The organism is Arthrobacter sp. AG1021 (genome assembly GCF_003633665.1).
Taxonomy (GTDB): Bacteria; Actinomycetota; Actinomycetes; order Actinomycetales; family Micrococcaceae; genus Glutamicibacter; species Glutamicibacter soli.
In genome coordinates, this window is sequence record NZ_RBLB01000007.1 from 553,480 (window position 1) to 575,134 (window position 21,655).

The 21,655-nt window shown below is 65.8% G+C and carries 16 protein-coding genes; 8 read left to right on the top strand and 8 right to left on the bottom strand.

The genetic code is table 11. The features are described from left to right. Positions 1-84: 84 nt before the first annotated feature. The gene (locus tag DFO58_RS07980; RefSeq protein ID WP_120990095.1) at positions 85-2,190 is read right to left on the bottom strand and encodes a catalase; all 2,106 of its coding nucleotides are present in this window, start codon (positions 2,188-2,190) and stop codon (positions 85-87) included. A gap of 247 nt (positions 2,191-2,437) precedes the next feature. Here DFO58_RS07980 and DFO58_RS07985 point away from each other — a divergent pair, with 247 nt between their 5' ends. From DFO58_RS07985 to DFO58_RS08000, 4 genes are read left to right on the top strand one after another with little or no spacing between them, the layout of a single operon-like run. Continuing rightward, the gene (locus DFO58_RS07985; protein ID WP_047118348.1) at positions 2,438-3,196 is read left to right on the top strand and encodes a 5-oxoprolinase subunit PxpA; all 759 of its coding nucleotides are present in this window, start codon (positions 2,438-2,440) and stop codon (positions 3,194-3,196) included. Beyond that, positions 3,193-4,827, top strand: coding sequence for a carboxyltransferase domain-containing protein (locus DFO58_RS07990; RefSeq protein WP_120990097.1), 1,635 nt, complete (start codon positions 3,193-3,195; stop codon positions 4,825-4,827). Before DFO58_RS07985 ends, DFO58_RS07990 begins: the two co-directional genes overlap by 4 nt. Next, on the top strand, positions 4,824-6,566 hold the full coding sequence (locus DFO58_RS07995; protein WP_120990099.1) for a biotin carboxylase N-terminal domain-containing protein: 1,743 nt from the start codon (positions 4,824-4,826) through the stop codon (positions 6,564-6,566). The genes DFO58_RS07990 and DFO58_RS07995 overlap by 4 nt, the downstream gene beginning before the upstream one ends. 41 nt (positions 6,567-6,607) lie before the next feature. Continuing rightward, positions 6,608-7,303, top strand: a complete 696-nt coding sequence (locus tag DFO58_RS08000; protein ID WP_120990101.1) for a GntR family transcriptional regulator — start codon at positions 6,608-6,610, stop codon at positions 7,301-7,303. Between the two features lie 21 nt (positions 7,304-7,324). On the opposite strand, the gene DFO58_RS08005 is transcribed toward DFO58_RS08000, so the two are convergent. After that, the gene (locus DFO58_RS08005; protein WP_120990103.1) at positions 7,325-8,593 is read right to left on the bottom strand and encodes an MFS transporter; all 1,269 of its coding nucleotides are present in this window, start codon (positions 8,591-8,593) and stop codon (positions 7,325-7,327) included. Positions 8,594-8,900: 307 nt separating this feature from the next. Here DFO58_RS08005 and DFO58_RS08010 point away from each other — a divergent pair, with 307 nt between their 5' ends. The 3 genes from DFO58_RS08010 (at position 8,901) to DFO58_RS08020 (ending at position 11,903) form a co-directional block, all read left to right on the top strand. Continuing rightward, positions 8,901-9,653 carry a GntR family transcriptional regulator gene (locus tag DFO58_RS08010; protein ID WP_053797429.1) on the top strand — a complete coding sequence of 251 codons (753 nt, stop codon included), beginning with the start codon at positions 8,901-8,903 and terminating at the stop codon, positions 9,651-9,653. Beyond that, positions 9,653-10,312, top strand: a complete 660-nt coding sequence (locus DFO58_RS08015) for a cache domain-containing protein (RefSeq protein WP_052772252.1) — start codon at positions 9,653-9,655, stop codon at positions 10,310-10,312. Before DFO58_RS08010 ends, DFO58_RS08015 begins: the two co-directional genes overlap by 1 nt. A gap of 85 nt (positions 10,313-10,397) precedes the next feature. After that, positions 10,398-11,903 carry an amino acid permease gene (locus DFO58_RS08020; RefSeq protein ID WP_113606851.1) on the top strand — a complete coding sequence of 502 codons (1,506 nt, stop codon included), beginning with the start codon at positions 10,398-10,400 and terminating at the stop codon, positions 11,901-11,903. Positions 11,904-11,981: 78 nt separating this feature from the next. On the opposite strand, the gene DFO58_RS08025 is transcribed toward DFO58_RS08020, so the two are convergent. The 5 genes from DFO58_RS08025 to DFO58_RS08045 all read right to left on the bottom strand — a co-directional run bounded on the left by DFO58_RS08025 (position 11,982) and on the right by DFO58_RS08045 (position 19,189). Further along, positions 11,982-12,791, bottom strand: a complete 810-nt coding sequence (locus tag DFO58_RS08025) for a putative hydro-lyase (protein ID WP_120990107.1) — start codon at positions 12,789-12,791, stop codon at positions 11,982-11,984. 12 nt (positions 12,792-12,803) lie between these two features. Further along, positions 12,804-14,024, bottom strand: coding sequence for an NRAMP family divalent metal transporter (locus tag DFO58_RS08030; RefSeq protein WP_120990109.1), 1,221 nt, complete (start codon positions 14,022-14,024; stop codon positions 12,804-12,806). 320 nt (positions 14,025-14,344) lie between these two features. Continuing rightward, positions 14,345-16,231: a BCCT family transporter gene (locus DFO58_RS08035; protein WP_286163523.1), complete on the bottom strand. Its 1,887-nt coding sequence runs from the start codon at positions 16,229-16,231 to the stop codon at positions 14,345-14,347. Between the two features lie 530 nt (positions 16,232-16,761). Further along, positions 16,762-18,432, bottom strand: coding sequence for a bifunctional phosphoribosylaminoimidazolecarboxamide formyltransferase/IMP cyclohydrolase (gene purH / locus DFO58_RS08040; RefSeq protein ID WP_053797421.1), 1,671 nt, complete (start codon positions 18,430-18,432; stop codon positions 16,762-16,764). A gap of 97 nt (positions 18,433-18,529) precedes the next feature. Continuing rightward, positions 18,530-19,189, bottom strand: a complete 660-nt coding sequence (locus DFO58_RS08045; protein ID WP_220668537.1) for a hypothetical protein — start codon at positions 19,187-19,189, stop codon at positions 18,530-18,532. A gap of 268 nt (positions 19,190-19,457) precedes the next feature. Between DFO58_RS08045 and DFO58_RS08050 the strand changes: the two genes are divergently transcribed. Then, complete coding sequence (locus DFO58_RS08050) at positions 19,458-20,795, top strand: MFS transporter (RefSeq protein ID WP_120990115.1); 1,338 nt, start codon at positions 19,458-19,460, stop codon at positions 20,793-20,795. 9 nt (positions 20,796-20,804) lie between these two features. On the opposite strand, the gene DFO58_RS08055 is transcribed toward DFO58_RS08050, so the two are convergent. After that, positions 20,805-21,380, bottom strand: a complete 576-nt coding sequence (locus tag DFO58_RS08055) for a TetR/AcrR family transcriptional regulator (RefSeq protein ID WP_120990117.1) — start codon at positions 21,378-21,380, stop codon at positions 20,805-20,807. Between the last annotated feature and the right edge of the window lie 275 nt (positions 21,381-21,655).

Below are 21,655 nucleotides of genomic sequence, written 5' to 3' on the forward strand. Positions count from 1 at the left end.
TTGCACGCTTCTTCGCAACGGACAGCGGGCCGGCAGGTACGAGATTCGTACCTGCCGGCCCGCTGGCTTGTGCAGCAGGACTGGTTAGCCCTCGGCCGGGAACCTGCCCCACACGCGGTGCCGGGAGACCAGATCCTCCAAGACCCCGGGCAGTGAATCCGCGTCAACCAGTTCCACGCCCGGATCGCCGCTTGGCAGCCCGGCGGCGTTCACCGCGCCATAGGCCGCTTCATCCAAGCACAGGATCGGCTTGCTCTGGCGGTAGGCCTCCTGCACCAGCAGGACCACGCGGGGATCCGCCGACTGCGGCACGTCCACGCCGGCTCCCGCCTTGGTGTCCAGGGGAACCTGCGCATCGGCCGCCGGAGGCAGCGCGCCGGCAAGCACCAGCGCGTCGAACTCGATCGAGCGGGTAGTGAAATAGGTCCGGTCCACTTCCATCCCCGACTCGGTCTTCCCGCCATGGGGCGCGACAATCAGCGGGGTCATCCCCTTGGCGCGGATCGCCTCGGCCAGCTCCTTGTCCTGCGGGTAGCCCGGCAAGCCGACGACTATCCCGATCTGGCGTCCGTCCACCGGCCAGGTGCCGCCAACCTGGGAGAGGGCCGGACTCAACGGCAGATCTTCGATGTCCTGCTGCGGCGCAGGCGCCGGCAGCCCGAGCGCGCTGGCCACCGCGGCGGCGAGGTCCGCGTCGATCTCCGCCAGGCACTGGACCTGGCGCTCGCGGATCGTGTTATCCGCGCACTTGCCCAATTCAAAGCTGTAGGCCTGCTTGATATGGTCGCGTTCCTGGGCGCTGAGGCTGCGGTAGAACAGCCGCGCCTGGGAGTAATGGTCCGAGAAGCTCACCGGTTCGCTGCGCTGCTTGGTGCCCGCGGTTTCCTGCGGGTACTCCAAGGCCGGGAATTCCTGGCCGTTGGCCAGCTCCGCCATGAACGGGCATCCGCCGTCCAGCGAATTCGGCTTGTAGGGCGCGATGCCCTCATGGATATTGTGCTGGTGATAGCCATCCCGGAACATGTCGTTGACCGGGTTCTTCGGGCTGTTGATCGGGATCTGGGCGAAGTTCGGCCCGCCCAGACGGGTCAGCTGGGTATCCAGGTAGGAGAACAGGCGCGCCTGCAACAAGGGATCATCGGTGATGTCGATGCCCGGCACCAGATGGCCCGGGTGGAAGGCAACCTGCTCGGTTTCGGCGAAGTAGTTCGATGGATTGCGATCCAGCACCATCTTGCCGATCAGCTGCACCGGGCACAGCTCTTCCGGGACGAACTTGGTGGGATCGAGCAGGTCGATGCCCTGGAAGGTCGCGGTGCCGTCATCCTCGAAAAGCTGGACGCCCAGCTCCCATTCCGGATAGGCGCCGGCATCAATCGCGTCAGCCAGGTCCCGGCGGTGGAAGTCCGGGTCCGCTCCTGCGGCCAGCTGGGCTTCTTCCCATGTCAGCGAGTGGACACCGAGCTTCGGCTTCCAGTGGAACTTGACCAGGGAGGCCTTGCCGCCCGGTCCGATCATGCGGAAGGTATGCACGCCAAAGCCTTCCATCATGCGGTAGGACCGCGGAATCCCGCGGTCGCTCATGTTCCACATGGTGTGGGCCTGCGCCGGGGTGTGCAGGGAGACGAAATCCCAGAAGGTATCGTGCGCCGACTGAGCCTGCGGAATTTCCCGATCCGGCTCGGGCTTCACCGCGTGGACGATGTCCGGGAACTTGATTCCGTCCTGGATGAAGAAGACCGGGATGTTGTTCCCCACGAGGTCGAAAACGCCTTCCTCGGTGTAGAACTTCGTGGCGAAGCCTCGGGTGTCGCGGGCCGTGTCCATCGAACCGCGGGAGCCAGCTACCGTGGAGAAGCGCACGAAGACATCGGTCTGCTTGTTCGGCTTCAGGAAATCCGCAACGCAGAAGTCTGCGGCATTGCCGTAGCTGACGAACTTTCCATGGGCGCCGGCGCCGCGGGCGTGGACCACGCGCTCCGGGATGCGCTCATGGTCGAAGTGCATGATTTTCTCGCGCAAATGGTGGTCTTGAAGGAGGATCGGTCCCCGCTCGCCCACTTTCAAGGAGTGGTCGGTATCCGTCAACGGGGATCCCTGGCTCGTGGTCAGGTGCTTCGAGGTCTGCCCCGGAGCCTTGTCCCGGCGGTCCGCTTCCGGATTGGTGGGATGTGCTGATTCGGTCGTCATTGCGTGCTCCTTCGTCCTGGAATTCTTTCGGAATGCCTTCGGCTGTCCCGCGCGGTGCTCCGCGATACGGTGAACAGCAAGGTCTTTGCCACGCTATGGGTTCGGGCAGGCCGTTTCCATGAAGCCTGCTAATTCCCATGCTCTTTCCAGCCTTGGTGCTCCCAGCGCCATACGACGAGAGATTGTTGAACAATCTTGGTTTTTGGTGCATTCTGTAAGCAACACATTTATCGAGACGGGGATCACAATGCCATTCATAGACCTGAATTCCGATGTCGGCGAGTCCTTCGGCAACTGGAGCATGGGCGACGACGCCGCCATCTTCACCTCCGTCTCCTCGGCCAATGTCGCCTGCGGATTCCACGCCGGAGACCCCAGCACCATCCGCCAAACCTGCAAGGACGCGGTCGCCGCCTCGGTGACCATCGGGGCGCACGTGGGCTATCGCGACCTGGCCGGATTCGGCCGCCGCTTCGTTGACTGCTCGGCCACGGAACTGGCCGACGACGTGCTCTACCAGCTCGGCGCCCTGCAGGCTCTGGCCCGCTCGGCCGGCGGGGAGATCAAGTACGTCAAGCCGCACGGCGCGCTCTACAACACGATCGTGCACCACGAGGTGCACGCCCAGGCCGTCGTGGACGCCATCAAGGCCTTCGGCGAAGACCTGCCGGTGCTGCTGCTGCCCGGATCCGTGGCGCTGGCCAAGGCCGAGAAGGCAGGGCTGCGCGGGGTGGCCGAAGCCTTTGCCGACCGCAACTACAACCCGGACGGCACCCTGGTCTCGCGCCGCGAAGCCAACGCCGTGCTGCACGACCCGGCGGCAGTCACCGCGAACATGATCCGTCTGGCCACCGAGGGCACCTTGGAGGCAGTGGACGGCAGCACCATCACCATGCCCGCCGAAAGCATCTGCCTGCACGGCGACACCGCCGGAGCCGTGGCCATGGCCGCCGCGGTCCGCGAAGGCTTGGAATCCGCCGGCGTGAGCATTAAGAGCTTTGCATGAGCCAGCGCGAAGCCCGGCTGGCCGGCAGCCGCTCGGTGCTGGTAGAGCTCCCGGACCTGGATTCAGTGCTGGGCTTGTCGGCCCTGCTGCGCACCAGCCCGCTGCCCGGACAGCTCGACGTACTCGCCGCGGCGAGCACCGTGTTCATCAAGGCCGACTGCGCGGCCAACGCGCAGGCCATCGCCAAGACCGTGCGCACCCTGGAACTGGGGTCCTCCGCGGCCGCGACCGGTTCGCTGATCACTGTGCCCGTCCATTACGACGGCGAAGACCTGGCCGAGGTGGCCCGGCTGACCTCGCTGAGCCCCGAGGCGGTCATCAACGCCCATTCCCAGCAGACCTGGCGGGCGGCCTTCGGTGGCTTCGCCCCGGGCTTCGCCTACCTGCGCGGCGAGAACCAGCTGCTGAACGTGCCGCGCCGCGCCACCCCGCGCAAGGCGGTCCCCGCCGGCGCGGTGGCGCTGGCCGGAGAGTACTCGGCCGTCTACCCCCGCCAGTCCCCCGGCGGCTGGCAGCTGATCGGCCACACCGATGCAGTGCTGTGGGACCTTGAGCGCGAGAACCCCGCGCTGATCCGCCCGCAGGACCGCGTGCAGTTCATCCCCAGCCGCGCCGCATTGACCGTGGCGGACGCCCCCGCCGCCGAACCGGCCCCAGACACCGAGCGCCCGGCGTCCTCCGCCGCCCAGCTGGAGATCCTGGATCCGGGACTGCAGTCGCTGATCCAGGACGCTGGCCGTCCGGGCCTGGGCGATCTGGGAGTCAGCACCGCCGGCTGGGCCGATGCCATCTCCGCCGCCCAGGCCAACCGCCTGGTCGGCAACCAGCCAGGCGCAGCCGTCATCGAGAACCTGATGGGCACGCTCACCCTGCGCGCCCGCGGGGATGCGGTGCTCGCGGTCTCCGGAGCCTGCGCCACCGTGAACATCACCCCGGTGGACGGCGACGACTTCCACGAATTCCGGCAGATCCCCATGGACACGCCCTTCGCGCTGCTCGACGGCGAGCTGCTCGCCCTCACCCCGAACGGCGCCGGACTGCGCAGCTACCTGGGCGTGCGCGGCGGGTTCGACGTCCCGCAGGTGCTGGGCTCCCGCTCCAGCGACTCGATGTCTGGCATCGGCCCCGCGCCACTGCGTGCTGGGCAGCTGCTGCCGGTCGGAGAAGTCTCCGGCCTGCAGGTGGTGGGCAACCCCGAGCCCTCGCCGCTGCCGGTTCCCGACGAGCACGGCGTCTTCACGCTGCGCATCACCCCCGGCCCGCGCGAGGACTGGTTCGGCGCCCAGGGACTGGCCCGGCTGACCGGCCAGCTCTGGAAGGCCTCCGCGGATTCGAACCGCGTGGGCGTCCGGCTGGAATTGGGCCAGGACGACGCGCGGCCGCTGGAACGGGTGCGCGCGGGCGAGCTGCCTTCCGAGGGCGTGGCCCTGGGCTCGCTGCAGGTCCCGCCCTCCGGTCTTCCGGTGCTGTTCCTGACCGACCACCCGGTCACCGGCGGCTACCCGGTGATCGCCACGGTCATCGACGAAGACCTGCCCGCCGCCGCCCAGCTGCCCCCGGGCTCGCTGATCCGCTTTGAACTGACATCCCACCCCGGCACCCGCACTCCCGTGAAGGAATCCCGCGCATGAAAAAAGTACTGATCGCCAACCGCGGCGAGATCGCCGTCCGCATCGCCCGTGCCTGCACCGACGCCCAGCTGGTCTCGGTGGCCATCTACTCGGATCCGGATGCCGACGCCCTGCACGTGCGCCGCGCCGACGAGGCCTACGCGCTGAATGGCTCGCAGAGCGCCGACACCTATTTGGACATCGCCAAGATCATCGAAATCGGCACCCACGCCGGCGCCGACGCGGTGCACCCGGGCTACGGCTTCCTGTCCGAAAATGCAGACTTCGCCCAGGCGGTCATCGATGCGGGCATGACCTGGATCGGCCCGTCCCCCGAAGCGATCCGGGCTTTGGGCAACAAGGTCACCGCCCGCGAGATCGCGGTGCGCGCCGGAGCCCCGCTGGTACCGGGCACCGACGGCCCGGTGGCCGACGCCGCGCAGGTGCGTGCCTTCGCCGAGCAGTTCGGCCTGCCGGTGGCCATCAAGGCCGCGTTCGGCGGCGGCGGACGCGGCATCAAGGTGGTCCGCGCGATGGAAGACATCGAGGCCTCCTACGAATCGGCGGTGCGCGAGGCGACCGCCGCCTTCGGCCGCGGCGAATGCTTCGTCGAGCGCTTCCTGGACAAGCCGCGCCACGTCGAGGCGCAGGTGCTGGCCGATGCGCACGGCAACGCCGTGGTGGTGGGCACCCGCGACTGCTCGCTGCAGCGCCGCCACCAGAAGCTCGTCGAGGAGGCCCCGGCCCCGTTCCTCACCGATGAGCAGCGCGCATCGATCCACTCCTCGGCCAAGGCCATCTGCCTGGAGGCAGGCTACGTGGGCGCCGGAACCGTTGAATACCTGGTGGCCCCGGACGGGCTGATCTCCTTCCTGGAGGTCAACACCCGCCTGCAGGTGGAGCACCCGATCACCGAGGAAACCACCGGCGTGGACCTGGTCGCCGAGCAGCTGCGCATCGCCGCCGGGCAGCCGCTGTCCTTCACCGAGGATCCGGCCCCGACCGGGCACAGCTTCGAGTTCCGCATCAACGCCGAGGACCCGGCGCGCGGCTTCCTGCCGGGTCCCGGACGCATCACCGGCTTCGAAGCCCCGACCGGCTCTGGCATCCGCGTGGATTCGGGAGTACGCACCAACTCGGTGGTCCCCTCCTACTACGATTCGCTGATGGCCAAGCTGATCGTCACCGGCGCCACCCGCGCCCAGGCGCTGCGCCGCGCGAAGCAGGCCCTGGATGAAATGGTCATCACCGGAGTGCCCTCGGTGCTTCCCTTCCACCGCGCCGTGGTGCGCAACGCCGAGTTCACCCGGGATGACGCCTACGGGGTCTACACCACGTGGATCGAGGCGGAGTTCGCCGAGGACCTCGCGTCCAGCCCGGAAATCGCCGCCGCCCAGCCGGGCGCCGAACGAGAAACCCTCACCATCGAAATCGAGGGCAAGGCCATGAACATCGGACTGCCGGCCTCGCTGGTGGATTCCATCCGCCATGGCGGGCACGGGGCCGCCATGGAAGCCGCCGCGGACAACGTCGAGGCCGCCGCCAGCGCAGCCACTCTGAACGCCCCGATGAACGGGAACCTGGTCAAGTGGGTGGCCGAGGACGGCGCCGCGGTCGCCGCCGGCGACACCGTGGCAGTGCTGGAAGCCATGAAAATGGAATCCAACGTCACCGCGCACGCCTCCGGCACCTTCACCCGGGGCGCGCAGACCCCGGGAACCATGATTTCCCGCGGGGAAGACATGGGGCGCATCGCTTAACGCTTTGCACTGCGTCCTTCAGGGTGAATTAGATTGGAAGCATGCTCGTGAATGACCTGATTCGTGCTCTCCCGCTGGACGAGGAGGCAACCCACGCCCATACCGGCGCCTGGGTTGCCTCGGTGCTGCGCACCAAAATCGCCGAGGGGCAGCTGCGCCCGGGAACGAAGCTCTCCGAGCAGGCTCTGGCCCAGGCCCTGGGCGTCTCGCGCAACACGCTGCGCGAGGCATTCACCGTGCTGGGCAACGAGCTGATCATTACGCGTATCCCCAACCGCGGGGTGTTTGTCGCCTCCCCGGGCATGGACGATGTCAAGGAAATCTATGCGGTACGCCGCATGATCGAACCCGCGGCGCTGCACTGGGGCCCGAAGCTCAACGTGCCAGCCCTTGAACGGATCATCAAGAAGGCCCGCACCGCCCTGGCCTCCGGGAAGATCGAGGCGATGGCGACCGCCAACCAGCGCTTCCACGAGGAGGTTGTGCGCGCCAGCGGCAGCGCCCAGCTGCAGGAGCTGATGACCCGGGTGCTGGCCCAGATGCGATTGGTCTTCCACGCCATGAGCGATGCCCCGGACTTCCACTCGCACTACGTCGAGCTCAATGCGTCGCTGGTCGAGATGCTGCGCGACGGCGAGCGCGAGCAGGCCGCGACCGCGCTGCGCAACTACCTGGACGTCGCGGAAACCGAGCTGCTCTCCCATCTGGAGGAGCGGATGGACTCCGACGACAACTAGCCCTGCCGGCACCGATTACGTTCAGGCGTTCTCGGGAGCCGCGAGCGCGGCCCCGGAGTCGATGCGCTCCAGCGCACGGGGCAGGTGCTTGCGTGAATTCACGGCAACCACGGCAAGGGACAGCAGGCACAAGAGCACTACGGCGCCCATGATCCACAGGCTGGAGACCCACTGGGCCACCAGGGCAATCACCGTGGGCGCCAGGAACCCGGCGTAGGCAAAGGTGTAGAAGAAGCCCGTCAGCAAGCCAAGCTCGTCCGGGCCCGCGGCGCGCTGCAGTTCAAGCAGCCCGCCCACCATCAACAGGCCATTGCCGCAACCGAGCAGCACCGAAGCGCCCAGGCCGAGCGCCGGGCTGTTGAGCAGGATCGCACCGATGATGGCCAGCATGCCGCCAAGCACCACTGCGACGCCCAGCAGCAGGGTGCGGGCGCTGTTGACGGTATCGACCCTGCGTCCCAGCGGCTGGATCAGCACACCGCATCCCATGGTCAGCGCCACCGCCACGGTCGTGTAGGTATGGCGTGCCGCACCGCCCATGGCGGGAACCATCTCCGGAATCACCACGAAGCCCATGGTCGCCGCCGCGAACACCCACGGGGCGGCGGGTGCGATGACCGCCCAGAACCGTTTGCCGCCGCGCTGCTGCGCCGCACCGCCCGGTATTGGCCGGGTCTGGGTACCGGGTGCCGTGGCTTGCGGGAGTTGGCGTTGCCTGGTTTCGGGGAGCTTGCGCAGCAGGATCAGGACCGGCAGGCACAACAGGATGTGAGTTGCGTAGGGAAGGACATCCGGCATCGGCGCCCACGCCACCAGCATTCCCCCGGCCACCGGGCCCAGGCAGAATCCGGTGGAGGTCAGCAGCGAGGCACGCCGGGCCCCGGATCCGGCCGTCGAGTTCGGATCCCAGGGTGCTTGGGAGAGCTCCTTGACCCAGCTTGTTGCAGCCGCCATGCCCAGGCCGGTCGCCGTGCCGGCCAGCAGCCTGCCGGCGAACAGCGGCAAGGGACCGAGGTGCGAGAGCATCAAGGCAAGGCTCGCGGCAATGGAGATCAGCACCGCGATCATCGTGAGGCGTTTGCGTCCACGCAGGTCAGAGGCGCGCCCGCCGAGCAGCAGTGCCGGTACCAGTCCCAGCACGTAGATGCCCAGCAAGGAGGTCACCAGCACTTCCGAGAAGCCGTGGTCCTGCCGGTAATGCACCAGCAGCGCGACGTATTGGTTGGCTCCCCATCCCACCAGAAGCAGGCACAGTGCTGCGGGAAACCAATATTTTGCCTGTTGCGCCATGGACCGATGTTTCTTTCACGTTCAAGAAGTGATGGCGACCAACCGTCCACCATTCACGCCAGTGTGTCATGATTCACAGCGCAATGACGGATTCATGACGCCGCTTCCACGCGCCCCAGCGGCACAGCTGGCAATCCGGCGTCCAGCGCTTGTCGATATGATCAAACCTGGGCTGGATATTTTCCCCTCCCAGGAGAAGGACAGCCGATACATTCCAGCGTCAGAGAGGTCGACAGATGCGCAGCGCACTCACGAGGCGGACCAGCCAGCGCCACTCCGCCTTCCGCCCCGGGCGACAGGCGGCCTGATGACGGAGCAGACATCACCAGCCAAGGGCTCCCGGACGGCGGTCTTCGCTCCCTTGAGCTCCGACACCCGCACCGCGCAGGTCGCCCAGCGGCTCACGGATGCCATCTTGCTGGGTGTGCTGGCTCCCGGCGAGCGCCTGCCCACCGAAACGGATCTGGCCAAGAAGTTCGGTGTTGCCGTGGTGACGGCACGCGAAGCCTTGGCGGACATGCGCAAGGATGGTCTGCTGGAAACCCGCCGCGGCCGCGAAGGCGGTTCCTTCGTCCGCGCCGAAGCCCCCAATGCCTCCCAGCAGTTGATGACCTCCAGGCTGCGCGGCATCTCGCGCACCGAATTGCTCGATGCCGCGGTCTACCTCGACGTCATCACCAGCGGTGCGCTCGACCGGGCCACCCACGTGTGCACTTCGGCCGAAGCGAAAGCCCTGGAAGCCTGGCTCGACCGCGCGGATTTCTCGACCCCGGCCAACGCCGCCCGCGACCACGGAGGATTCCTGCTGGAACTGTGCGTGCTGTCCCAGTCCCCGCGGCTGGTCCGCGAGCAAATCGGCTTCCAAGCGCAGTACGGGCAGCTCATGTGGCTGGGTCTGCGCGATGAAGCGCTCGCCGGACGGATCGCAGAACTGGACCGAGCCATGGCGCAGGCCCTGGCATCACGCGATGCGGCGCCAGGCCGCGCCGCATGCCAGGAATCATTCACGCTGCTGTCCACCTGGCTCATCAGCCGCAAACAAGAACTGGAGGTGGCCTGATGGCCGTCGCAGCCGAGCTTGGAGAATGGTTCGAGCGGTATTTTAAACGTTTGGATGCGCTGCACACCCAGATCGCGCAACTACCTGCCGAGCACTTGGGCGCCACCGTCCAGGATCTGGTGCGCCCATGGCTTCTGGATGATGCCAACGGCATCGTCGGCGCCGGCTACATTGGCGAAAGCGCCGGGCAGATGCGGTTCGAATGGTGGCTGGCACCGATGCAGGACAATCCGCTGTTCGCTGCCGGTTCCGAAATCAATCGGCTGCAGCTGGAGCAGCGCGAGTACGCGGACTATGTTCGCGACTACCGCAGCCTTGAATGGTATTCGGTCCCCCACTCCTCGGGACGCCGGCATATCACCGGTCCGTTCGTCGATCACCTGTGCATCTGCGACTACGTGCTGACGCTGACTATTCCGGTCACCGGCAGCGCCGAAGGAATTGTCGGTTTGGATCTTCGGGTCAGGGATGTCGAACCCGCGCTCCAACGCCTGCTGCTGGGCTTGGACGGGCCAGCCGCGCTGGTCTCCGCGCACGGCCGGGTGATCACTTCCTCTGATCCGCGGGACGGCCTGGGTGCCCTGATTGCCCCTGAATCCCTTGAAAATTCGGACGTGGTGACAGGTACGAGCCTGTTGGTGGTGCGCAGCCAAAATTAAACCTTCTATATAGAATCTTTAAGTGCTATTCTCGGTGTGTCACACTTCACACGCAGCTTCTGCGTACGCTCGCAACGAGGATTGCATGAATTCACAACACGATCTCCAAGACGGGAACCATCTGGCCGTCCTGGGCTATGAACAGTCCTTTGACCGTTCAATGTCCCTTTGGGCCAACTTCGCCCTGGGCTTTACCTATTTGTCTCCGCTGGTGGGCGTCTATTCGCTCTTCGCCCTGGCCATGGCCACCGGTGGTCCGCCTTCGGTCTTCTGGATCCTCATCGTGGCCGCGGGGCAGTTCCTGGTCTCGCTGGTCTTCGGCGAGGTGGTTTCGCAGTACCCGATCCACGGCGGCATCTACCCGTGGACCCGCAGGCTCTGGGGCAAGCGCTATGCCTGGATGGCAGCCTGGATCTACATCTGGGCCATGATCGTCACCATCACCTCGGTGGCCCAGTTCGGCTCCGGGTTCGTGGCCAGCACCTTCAATGTCGAGCTGACCGAGGCCACCACCTTCTGGTTCGCCACGGCCATGCTGCTCATCGCCCTGCTGCTGAACTTCTCCGGCACCAAGATGCTCGCGCGCATCGCCCGCATCGGCCTGGCCGCAGAGCTGATCGGCGTGATCGCCGTGGGCTTCTACCTGCTGGTCTTCAAGCGCGAGCAACCGTTCAGCGTTTTCTTCGACTCCATGGGTGTTGAGGGCGACGGGAGCTACGGCGTGGCCTTCATGGGCGCGGCGCTGGCCGGCCTGTTCCTCTTCTACGGCTTCGAGGCCTGCGGCGACGTCGCCGAAGAGGTCAGCAACCCAGCCCGGCGCATCCCCAAGGCCATGATGATGACCATCCTGGTCGGCGGCGTGTCGGCACTCATCTCGTTCACCGGCTACGTGCTGGCAGCCCCGAACCTCCAGGAAATCGTCAACGGCGAAGACGTGGACCCCATCCCGGCCATCCTGGAAGCTTCGCTGGGCGCCGTGGGCGCCAAGATCTTCCTGGTGGTTGCGTTGACCGCGTTCCTGTCCTGCGTGCTCTCGCTGCAAGCCGCCGCATCCCGGCTGATCTATTCCTTCGCCCGTGACGGCATGCTGCCGGGCCACCGCTGGCTCGCAAAGGTCTCCCCGCGCAACAAGGTGCCGTCCAATGCCCTGCTCGTGGCCTGCTGCATCCCGCTGCTGCTGTGCGTATTCATCTACTTCGGGCCGGAGACCCTGCTGACCCAGATCACCGGCTTCGCCATTCTGGGCATCTACGTCGCCTTCCAGTCAGTGGTGCTGGCAGCCCTGCGCCAGCGGCTTCGCGGCTGGAAGCCTGCAGGTCCGTTCTCGCTGGGCGCCGCCGGCATGCTGGTCAACATCTTGGCCCTGGCCTACGGCCTCTTCGCCATGGTGCTGCTCGCGGTCCCCGGTTCCAGCGGCGATGTCCTGGCCGACTGGATCGTCTTGATCGGGCTTGCAGTGGTGGCAGGAACCGGTGCGCTGTACCTGTTCATCGCCCGCCCCGATGCCAAGTCCGATGCGCCGAGCAATGACGCCATCGAAGTGGCCGAGAAGCTGCGCGCGGCCCAGCGCTCTGCCGCGCCGGTCGACTGATCGATACAGAACGCAAAGCCGCAGGCGTCGCATCCCCAATGGGGTGCGCCGCCTGCGGCTTTGCTGCGTATTTGGAGCCTATGGCACCTGGTAGAACGTATCCTTCACGTCAGTGATCAGCATGTGCCCTGGCGCGTGGCCGATGGCCAAAGCCGGGCGCGATTCCATGACCGCCGCCTGCGGAGTGACGCCGCAGGCCCAGAACACCGGAATGCAGCCTTCCGGGATCTGCACGGCGTCGCCGAAGTCCGGTTTGCCAAGATCCGTGATGCCCAGCTCCTCCGGGTTGCCGATATGCACCGGCGCCCCGTGCACCGCTGGGTAGCGGGAAGTGATGCGCACCGCGTCGGCAACCTGCGAGGCCGGAATCGGCCGCATCGAAACCACCATGGGCCCGGACATGGATCCTGCCGAGGCGCTGCGCCGCGTCGTCTTGTACATGGGCACGTTGACGTCCTGCTCGATGTGGGCCACGGAGATGCCTGCCTCGATAAGCGCCGCTTCGAAGGTGAAGGAGCACCCGACGATGAAGGTCACCAGATCCTCGCGCCAGTACTCGGCAAGATCCGTTGGCTCGGCGACCTTTTCGCCGTTCTCGTACACCACGTACTTGGGGACGTCCGTGCGGATGTCGCCACCGGCCAGCAGCTCGTTGGACACCTGCCCCGCTTCCAGGACCCCGAGGATCGGGCAGGACTTGGGGTTGCGCTGGGCGAAAAGCAGCACGTCGAAGGCCAGTGCCTGCGGCACGATGATCAGGTTCGCCTGCGCGTAGCCGGCGCTGAAGCCCGCGGTGGGCACCACCTGTCCCTGGCGGAAGTACTCGCGCGCTTCGCGGGGGCTCAGGGCCGCCCGCTCGCTGATGCTCAGGTCTCGAACGTTTGCCATGGGTAATCCGCCTTAGGCATTCCACAGGGCCGAGAGCCCCGACAGGGAGTTGTAGCCGAGGAACACGGTCAGGAGCCAGGCCAGGGCGCCGATGAAGAGCAGGAACTTGGGGTACTTATAGCCGCCCATCAGGTCGCGGCGGCGCCAGGCCACCCAGAGTAGGACGGCCAGGCCGACCGGAAGGATCAGGCCGTTGAAGGCCCCGGCGAAGATCAGCAGGGTCGCAGGAGCCTTGCCCAGGAAGACGTAGATCACGGCGCAGACGGCGATGAAGCCGACGGTGATCAGGTTGCGGGTGCGTTCGGGGGTGGTGCTCTTGGTGATGAACGAAACCGAGGTGTAGGCGGCGCCGATGACGCTGGTCAGCGCGGCGGCCCAGAGGATGATGCCGAAGGAGCGCAGGCCGATATCTCCTGCCGCGGCGCCGAATGCCTCGGCTGCCTTGTTGTCGCTGGTCAGTGCCACGCCGCCGGCAACGACGCCGAGGATTGCCAGGAAGAGCAGCACCCGCATGATGCCGGTGACGATGATGGCCAGCACCGAGGTCTTGGAGATCTCCTTGACGTGCTCGACGCCGGTGGTCCCGGAGTCCAGCATGCGGTGCGCGCCGGCATAGGTGATGTAGCCGCCGACCGTGCCGCCGATCAGGGTGGTGATGATCAGGAAGTCGACCTGCTCGGGAAGCACCACGTTGCGCAGCGCATCGCCCACCGGAGGCGCGGCGACGATCGCGACGTAAAGCATCAGCAGGATCATGATGGCGCCCAGCAGGAGCACGATGCGGTCCAGCGCCATGCCCGCTTTCTTGGACAGGAAGATCAGGATCGCAATCACTGCGGAAATGGCACCGCCGATCTTGGCGTCCACACCCAGCATCGCGTTCAGGCCCAGGCCGGTGCCGGCGATGTTGCCGATGTTGAACACCATGCCGCCGATGAAGACCAAGGCGGCCAGCAGCCAGCCGACGCCGGGAAGGACCTTGTTGCCCAGCTCCTGGGCGCGCAGGCCGCTGACGCCGATCACGCGCCAGACGTTGAGCTGCACCGCAATGTCGACGAGGATCGATACGACGATGGCGAAGGCGAAGGCCGCACCGATTTGCACGGTGAACTCAGTGGTCTGGGTAATGAAACCAGGGCCGATGGCGCTGGTGGCCATGAGGAACATGGCGCCCAGCAGCGCTGTGCGCCGGGCTTTTGACGTAGCCTGAGGCTTCGAATCGGGAGTAGACATGATTTCATCCGTTGCGGTAGCGGTGACTGCTGTCACAGAACTAATGTAACGCACAAGACAATACAGGTTGTTGAACAATCTGGGCAAGTAGTTGTTGAACAATTTCCTTTCCGCTCACGCCTTGCTCAACGGCGGCGCCTAACACTGAGGTGGCTTGGCTGTCTACCTCAAGCAGGCTGCCATCACGCCGCAGTAGAACGCTGGCATAGCGCTGGGAATACGCCGCCAAGCGCATTCCCCGGATCGGAACACAGAAGTCCACCGCTTTTTGGCAAACGCCGAAAAGCGGTGGACTTCATTGGAACGACTTTTGGATCAGGTCAGCTCTTGACCGTTTCCGGGGCGTCGTCGTCCTCTGCCTTTTCGAGGCTCGGTTGCACGTCCTTCCCTGTCAGCTCGGCAGGCTTCGGGCCACCGGCCTCGACCTGTGGCTGCTCGCCGGTGAATTCCGGAGCATTGTCGGTGTACCACTCGGTGAGCGCCGGGTCCTCGCTGTCGAAATCGGCCCCTGCGCCGAGTTCTTCCGGAACCTGGGAGATGCCGAAGACGAAGTCGTCGCCGTGCTCGTCGATGCCCTGGCGGACACCGCCCTTGATGGCTTCCAGCGCATAGCGGCGGCGGATCATCAGCGGGTCGTTGCGCAGTTCGATGCCCCAGGAAATCATGACGCCGATCAGGATGATCGCGAACGGCAACGCGCAGGTGACCATGATCGACTGCAGCCCGGACAGCGCATTGCGCCCGCCGGCCAGCAGCAGGAACATGGAGATCAGGCCCAACGCCACGGCCCAGACGATGGTGACCGGCTTGGACGGCACCGGGCGGCCGGACTGCGACATGGAACCCATGACATTCGACGCGGAGTCCGCGGCGGTCACGAAGAACACCAGGATCGCCAGCAGGGCGACGATCCACATCACCGGGCTCATCGGCAGGTTGGCCAGCAGGTCGAACATCACGTTCTCGCCGGATCCCTGGATTTCGATGTCCTGGCCGTTGAGGTTCATCCAGATGGCGGAGCCGCCGAAGACGGTGAACCACATCATGGAGATCGCCGAAGGAACCAGCATCACCACGGTAACGAACTGGCGCAGCGAACGGCCCTTGGAAATCTTGGCGATGAACATGCCCACGAACGGCGACCAGGAAATCCACCAGGCCCAGTACAAGGTGGTGTAGGCGGTCAGGTATTCCTTCTCGACGGTGCCCTCGCTGGCGAAGACCGTGAGCATCTGCGGCAGGTTGTCGAAGAAGGCGATGACCGAGGCCGGAAGCAGGTCCAGGATGTACATGGTCGGTCCGGTGACCAGCACGAAGATCGCCATGAAAATGACCAGCGCCATGTTCGTGTTGGACAGCAGGCGGATGCCCTTCTTGATGCCGGCCACCGCCGAAATGGTGAAGACGACGGTCAGCAGGCTGATCGCGACGACCACGAACCCGTTGCCCAGTTCCGCTCCGGTGACGATGCTCGTACCGGTGCGGATCTGCAGTGCGCCGATGCCCAGCGAGGTCGCGGTGCCGAACAAAGTCACCAGCACGGCGAAAACGTCAATGATCTTGCCCAGCACGCGGTTGTTGCCGTTTGGGAACACCGGTTCGAACAGGGAGGAGATCAGCGGCAGGCGCCCACGACGGTAGGAGACGTACGCCAGCGCGCCGCCGACCAAGGCGTAGATGCACCAGGCGAAGGTCGCCTGGTGGAGGAAGGAGTCGGTCATCGCCGGGAGCACCGCGTCGTTGGTGCCTGCCTGCGCATCGGTGGATGGCGGCGGAGTCTTGAAGTGGCTCAGCGGTTCCAGCGGGCCGTAGAAGATCAAGCCGATGCCCAGGCCCGCGGCGAACAGCATGGAGATCCACGACGTGGTGGAAAATTCGGGAGTGCTGTCATCCGCTCCGAGGCGGATCTTGCCGGTGGGCCCGTAGCCGACTACCAGCATGAACAGCACGATGCCCAGGACGATGACGTTGAAGAGCCAGCCGAAGTGGGTGACGACCCAGGTCTGCATGCCCACGCCGACTTCGTTCAAATTCGTCGGGGCGATGATGGCCCAGAGCAGTACCGCGAGGACGGCAACCAACGCGGAAATGAATACTCCGCGGCGGGTCGGGAACGTGGCTCCGGTGTCTTCAACGCTGATGCCGGGGATCAATCCCGGATGGATGCCGAAGGACGGTTCCTTGGCATGGCGCAGGGCTTTGAGCACGCGTTCACCCTTGCGTTCCCGGTGTTGTTTTGGGTCTTTTTCACTTCCCTTTTCGGTCGCTTTCGATCCCGTACCTGACGGGTGCGGACGTGGCGTGTGAGATTCCATAGCGTACAAGTTTACTATGAAAACCTTGAAATCCCGGGCTTTTTGGACCTCTCCGGGCTGGATTCAGGCATCTCGGGCAGCGATCCTGCCCCATGATCACGGGGTGAAATGGGGATTCGCCAACCGCAGAAAAAAGATGCTTTTTGACGGCAGGACGGACGGTGTTTCGGCTGCTCCGGACCCGACTCCGGGGTTCCGGATAAGCGGCCGCACCGTGCTCTGTCGCGCTTTTCCCGCGAACGCTTCCACGGCTTTGGCCCAAGCTCCGGCACTGCTCGCTGCCGAACATCATTTCCGAACCAATGACTGTACTGCAGCTGCGGGCGGCGCTCCCCCAGCTGCAGTGCTCGGTTAAGCACCGCGGGCCGTGCAGCCAGCGCGCAAAGCGTTGGCGGCACCGCCCGGAACGGCGCGATTGGTTCCTAGTGGAAGAAGTGGCGTGCACCGGTGAAGTACATGGTGATGCCTGCTTCGTTCGCGGCGGCGATGACTTCCTCATCGCGGACCGAGCCGCCCGGCTGGACAACTGCCTTGACGCCGGCGTCGATCAGGATCTGCAGGCCGTCGGCGAACGGGAAGAACGCATCCGAGGCGGCGACTGCGCCCACGGCGCGCTGCTCGGAGGCCGCGGTATCGGCGTTCTCCGCACCACCGGCTGCATCCGCACCGGATTCGACCTTCACACCCAGGGTGTTGGCGCGCTCCACTGCCAGCTTGCAGGAGTCCAGGCGGTTGACCTGGCCCATGCCGATGCCCACCGCGGCGCCGTCCTTGGCCAGCAGGATGGCGTTGGACTTCGCGGCGCGCACCGCGCGCCAGGCGAAGGCCAGGTCCGCCAGGGTGGCGTCGTCGGCGGCGTCGCCGGCGGCCAGGGTCCAGTTGGCCGGTTCATCGCCGGCGGCGTCGATCTTGTCGCCGGCCTGGACCAGCATGCCGCCGGAGACCTGGCGCAGCTCGTTGCTGTTGCGGCCGTAGCCGTCCGGCAGGGCGAGCAGGCGGATGTTCTTCTTGGCCGAGAGGATCTCAACGGCTTCCGGCTCGAAGTCGGGGGCGATGACGACCTCGGTGAAGATGCCCTTCACGGTTTCTGCCATGGACTTGGTGACGGTGCGGTTGGCCGCGATGACGCCGCCGAAGGCCGACACCGGGTCGGTGGCGTGCGCCTTGCGGTGCGCGTCGGCAATCGGGTCTGCTGCGTCCTCGGAGGCCACCGCTACGCCGCACGGGTTGGCGTGCTTGATGACTGCTACGGCAGGCTTGTCGAAGTCGAAGGCCGCGCGCAGCGCAGCGTCGGCGTCCACGTAGTTGTTGTAGCTCATCGGCTTGCCGTGCAGCTGGTCCGCCTGGGCGATGCCGGCAGGGGCCGCCTCGTCCACGTACAGGGCGGCCTGCTGGTGCGGGTTCTCGCCGTAGCGCAGCACTGCGGCGCGCTGCAGGGCGACGCCGGAGTAGGCAGGCCAGTCGATGACGCCGTCGCCGTCCTCGTCGAGGAACTGGCTGGCGGTCCAGGTGGCGACCGCGGTGTCATAGGCGGCGGTGTGCGCGTAGGCCTTGGCGGCCAGGCGCTGGCGGGTCTTCAGCTCGAAGCCGCCGGCTGCGGCTGCCTCGATGACCTGCGGGTAGAAGCTCGGGTCGACCACGATGGACACGGCGGCGTGGTTCTTCGCGGCGGAGCGGACCATGGCCGGGCCCCCGATGTCGATCTGCTCGACAACCTCGTCCTGCGCGGCGCCGGAGGCGACGGTCTGCACGAACGGGTACAGGTTCACGACCACCAGGTCGATCTGTCCGATGTTGCGCTCGGCCAGGGTGTCCATGTGCTCGGGCACGCGGCGGTCAGCCAGGATGCCGCCGTGGATGATGGGGTGCAGGGTCTTGACGCGGCCGTCGAGCATTTCCGGCGAACCGGTCACCTGCTCGACCTCGGTCACTGGGATGCCTGCGGCGGCGATCTTCTTGGCGGTGGAACCGGTGGAAATCAGCTGGACGCCTGCGTTGTGCAGTCCAGCGGCCAGTTCCTCCAAGCCGGTCTTGTCGTAGACGGAAATCAATGCGCGGCGGATAGCGACTTTGTCCAAGACGGTCTTACTCACGAAAATTTTCTCCCGGCGGTGAGAATGAATGGGGCGGGCGGCGGAAAGGCCGCCGCCCCTATTCTAGCGAAATCTGCCGGTTGCCCCTCAGTTCGTGTCAGTGCCCCTGGACCAGATCACCCAGCTGCGGGAAATGCGTAGCCAGCTGCTGATCGGTCAGGCACAGGCGCAGCAGCTTCTCCGCATGGTCCTCGTCGGCGACGTAGGACACCAGATCCACCGAGGTCCGTTCGTTCAACTCGTCGCGCAGCGAGTGGGCCACCGCCACCAGGCAGTGGTAATAGCGTTTGATGGTCGGTTCCCATCCCTCGCGGGATGCCTGGTCGGTCAGGGCCTCGGACCAGATGCCGGCCGCGGGTTCCTCGCACAGGTCGATGGAGGACCAGTGCCAGTCGCTGGGCTCCCACTTGTCCGAGTAGAAGCTCTCCGCGTCGTCCTCGTCCAGATCCGCTTCGATGACCGCGAGCACCGCATCCAGATCCTCGCCGTCGTCCGCGTCTTCGTCGTCCTCGGATTCCTCGTCGTTCTCTGCATCCGAAATCACCAGTGAATCCTCGTCGGCAACCGGCGGCTCAGGTTCCAGGGTGTTGTGCTCGTCAGCGTCGGGGCGGTCCTCGTAGTCGTCCGGCTCATCCACGTCTTCGCCGCGTTCGACCAATTGTTCGCGGGATTCGGCGGCCCGGTCGCGCGCCAGGGCCTGAACCGAGTTCAGGGCCAGCAGCGGCATCGCAATGGCTTCGCTCTCTTCGGTGCTCACCCCATGCAGGGCAATCGCATAAAAGGTCTGCTCCGGGTGTGCCTCAATTACTTCAGCCGCGTGTCGAAGGGCTGCAACCCGTATCGCCTCTTCGAGAGCGGTCCAATCTACTCCCATGTCCAGAGATTACTCCCTTACCCGAACTTGCAAAAGGCCTTGACGGCTTAGGCAATCAGACGTAAGGCGGGTACCCGCCGCGCGCGGATATCGGCTAAGCTTCGACGCGGTAGAAGCCACATCATCTGCACCGTGCGAAAGGTACACCACCGTGTCCACAGCCACCCTCCCCTCCGGCACCCATGTGGTGCAGGAGCTTCCGTTCAAGTGGAAGGTCCAGGGAACCATCTTCATCATCGGCGGGCTCGGCTTCATGTTCGACGCCTGGGACGTGACGCTCAACGGCGCGCTGATCCCGCTGGTCGCCCAGGAATGGGGGCTGGACCGGCCGACCGCGGCGCTGCTGGGAACCTCGAACCTGGTGGGCATGGCCATCGGCGCGTTCCTCTGGGGAGGCATCGCCGACCGCTACGGGCGCAAGAACGCCTTCAGCCTGACGCTGCTGATGTTCGCCCTGTTCACCGTGCTCGGCGCCCTGTCGCCGAACTTCGGCTTCTTCGTGGTCTTCCGCTTCCTGGCCGGCGTGGGCCTGGGCGGCTGCATCCCGGTGGACTACGCGCTGGTCGGCGAATTCACCCCGGCCAGGTACCGCGGCCGCGTGCTGACCGCCATGGACGGCTGGTGGCCGGTCGGCGCCGCCCTGTCGTTCTTCGTCTCCGGCTGGGTCATGGCGACCTCCAACAACTGGCGGCTGATCCTCGTGGTGATGATCCTGCCGGCCTTCATGGTGTACGTGGTGCGCCGCTCCATCCCGGAATCCCCGCTGTATCTGGCGGCCAAGGGCCGTGAATCCGAGGCTCGCGCGGTCATCGACCAGCTGGTGGCGCGCACCGGAGCTGCGCCGCGCGAGTACGTGATCGAGCAGGCCGAGCTTCCCAAGACCCCGCGCTGGTGGGAGCAGGCTGCCTCGCTGTGGCGCCATTCGTGGAAGCTGACGGCCACCAGCTGGCTGCTCTTCGTGACCATCCTGCTAGTCTACTACCTGGCTCTGACTTGGCTTCCGACCATCCTGACCGAGGCGGGCATGGCACAGTCAGCGTCCTTCTTCGCCACCGCGGTGATGGCGCTGATGGGCCTGATCGGCGTGGTCATCGCCGCGCTGCTGGTGGAGAAGATCGGGCGCAAGTGGCTGCTGGGCATCTTCGGCCCGCTCTCGGGCCTGGTGCTGGTTGTGGTGGCGCAGAGCCTTGATGTCCCGGCCACCGCCGTGGGCTGGGTCCTGGTCTTCGGCGTGGTGGTCCAGGTGGCGATCCCGGTGCTCTACGCCTATGTCTCCGAGCTGTATCCCACCGAACTGCGGGCCAGCGGCTTCGGCTGGGCTTCGACCATGTCCCGTTTCGCCGCAGGTTTCGGTCCGCTGCTGTTCGCCGCGCTCTGGCCGGTTGTCGGCCTGTCCTGGCTGTTCGCCGGCGCCACCGCGCTGGTGCTGCTCGCAGTGCTGTTCATGGCGAAGTTCGCTCCGGAAACCCGCGGGCGGGAGCTGGGCTAAACGCCTCGGCTAGGGATTTCCCATGGCCGGATTGGGCAGCATGCCGTCGAGCATGATGCGGGTCAGCCGGTTGCCGATCCCGGGAGCGGCCTTGGCGAAGGCGCGCGGCAACGGCCTGGTGGCCAGTCCGATGCCGGTGATCAGCTCGTTGCCGGTGAGGTCCTGGCGGACCAGGTCGGCCGCTTTGGCCAGTTCCAGGGCCTTGCTGACCACCCGCACGGTGTCCCGCTGAGGCTGCATGATCCGCTCGCCGATGGTCTGCGGGAGCTGCAGGCTCAGCGATTCGCTGAGCGCACCCAGGTTCAGTCCCACCAGGGCGTCCAGGAATTCCTGCCAAGCCTGGTTCTCACCCCGGGCCAGGCCGGCGGCGGCGCGCTCGGCGGCCTGCCGGACGTCCTGGAGCATGTCCAGGGTGACTTCCTCAACGAGTTCGGGGCGTGCGGCGAAGTTCCGGTACAGCGTGCCGATACCGACGTCGCTGGCTTCGGCGATTGATTCCATGGCCACATTGGCGCCATGGGTTGCAAAGAGTTCACGAGCCGTGCGGAGAATTTGCTTACGTCGTCGTAGTGCATCTGAGCGCATGCGTTTCCCCACCTTTCACAGTTTCCAGGGTGCCCGGGGCAACTTTCCTGCCCCGCAACGTTCTAACGGTAGTCGTTGATGGGAGATCTGACGAAGTGGAAGCGATCATTCCATTCTGGGAGGCATTCAGTGTAGTTCCAGAACTTGGGCATCTGCTGGGCTTCAGCCGGATCTGCGCTGAAAAGACGCCTGTTTCCGCCTGCCCCATCTCGATTTGTCGAACTCAGAAGGCTTCACGCGCGGTCGATAGGATTCCGGCCAACACCATGCGAAGG

Coding starts and splice junctions, on each gene's coding strand:
- DFO58_RS08030 (WP_120990109.1), bottom strand. CDS start 14,024: ATGTCTACTCCCGATTCGAAGCCTCAGGCTACGTCAAAAGCCCGGCGC.
- DFO58_RS08020 (WP_113606851.1), top strand. CDS start 10,398: ATGAATTCACAACACGATCTCCAAGACGGGAACCATCTGGCCGTCCTG.
- DFO58_RS08005 (WP_120990103.1), bottom strand. CDS start 8,593: ATGGCGCAACAGGCAAAATATTGGTTTCCCGCAGCACTGTGCCTGCTT.
- DFO58_RS07985 (WP_047118348.1), top strand. CDS start 2,438: ATGCCATTCATAGACCTGAATTCCGATGTCGGCGAGTCCTTCGGCAAC.
- DFO58_RS08025 (WP_120990107.1), bottom strand. CDS start 12,791: ATGGCAAACGTTCGAGACCTGAGCATCAGCGAGCGGGCGGCCCTGAGC.
- DFO58_RS08015 (WP_052772252.1), top strand. CDS start 9,653: ATGGCCGTCGCAGCCGAGCTTGGAGAATGGTTCGAGCGGTATTTTAAA.
- DFO58_RS07990 (WP_120990097.1), top strand. CDS start 3,193: ATGAGCCAGCGCGAAGCCCGGCTGGCCGGCAGCCGCTCGGTGCTGGTA.
- DFO58_RS07995 (WP_120990099.1), top strand. CDS start 4,824: ATGAAAAAAGTACTGATCGCCAACCGCGGCGAGATCGCCGTCCGCATC.
- DFO58_RS08000 (WP_120990101.1), top strand. CDS start 6,608: ATGCTCGTGAATGACCTGATTCGTGCTCTCCCGCTGGACGAGGAGGCA.
- DFO58_RS08055 (WP_120990117.1), bottom strand. CDS start 21,380: ATGCGCTCAGATGCACTACGACGACGTAAGCAAATTCTCCGCACGGCT.
- DFO58_RS07980 (WP_120990095.1), bottom strand. CDS start 2,190: ATGACGACCGAATCAGCACATCCCACCAATCCGGAAGCGGACCGCCGG.
- DFO58_RS08010 (WP_053797429.1), top strand. CDS start 8,901: ATGACGGAGCAGACATCACCAGCCAAGGGCTCCCGGACGGCGGTCTTC.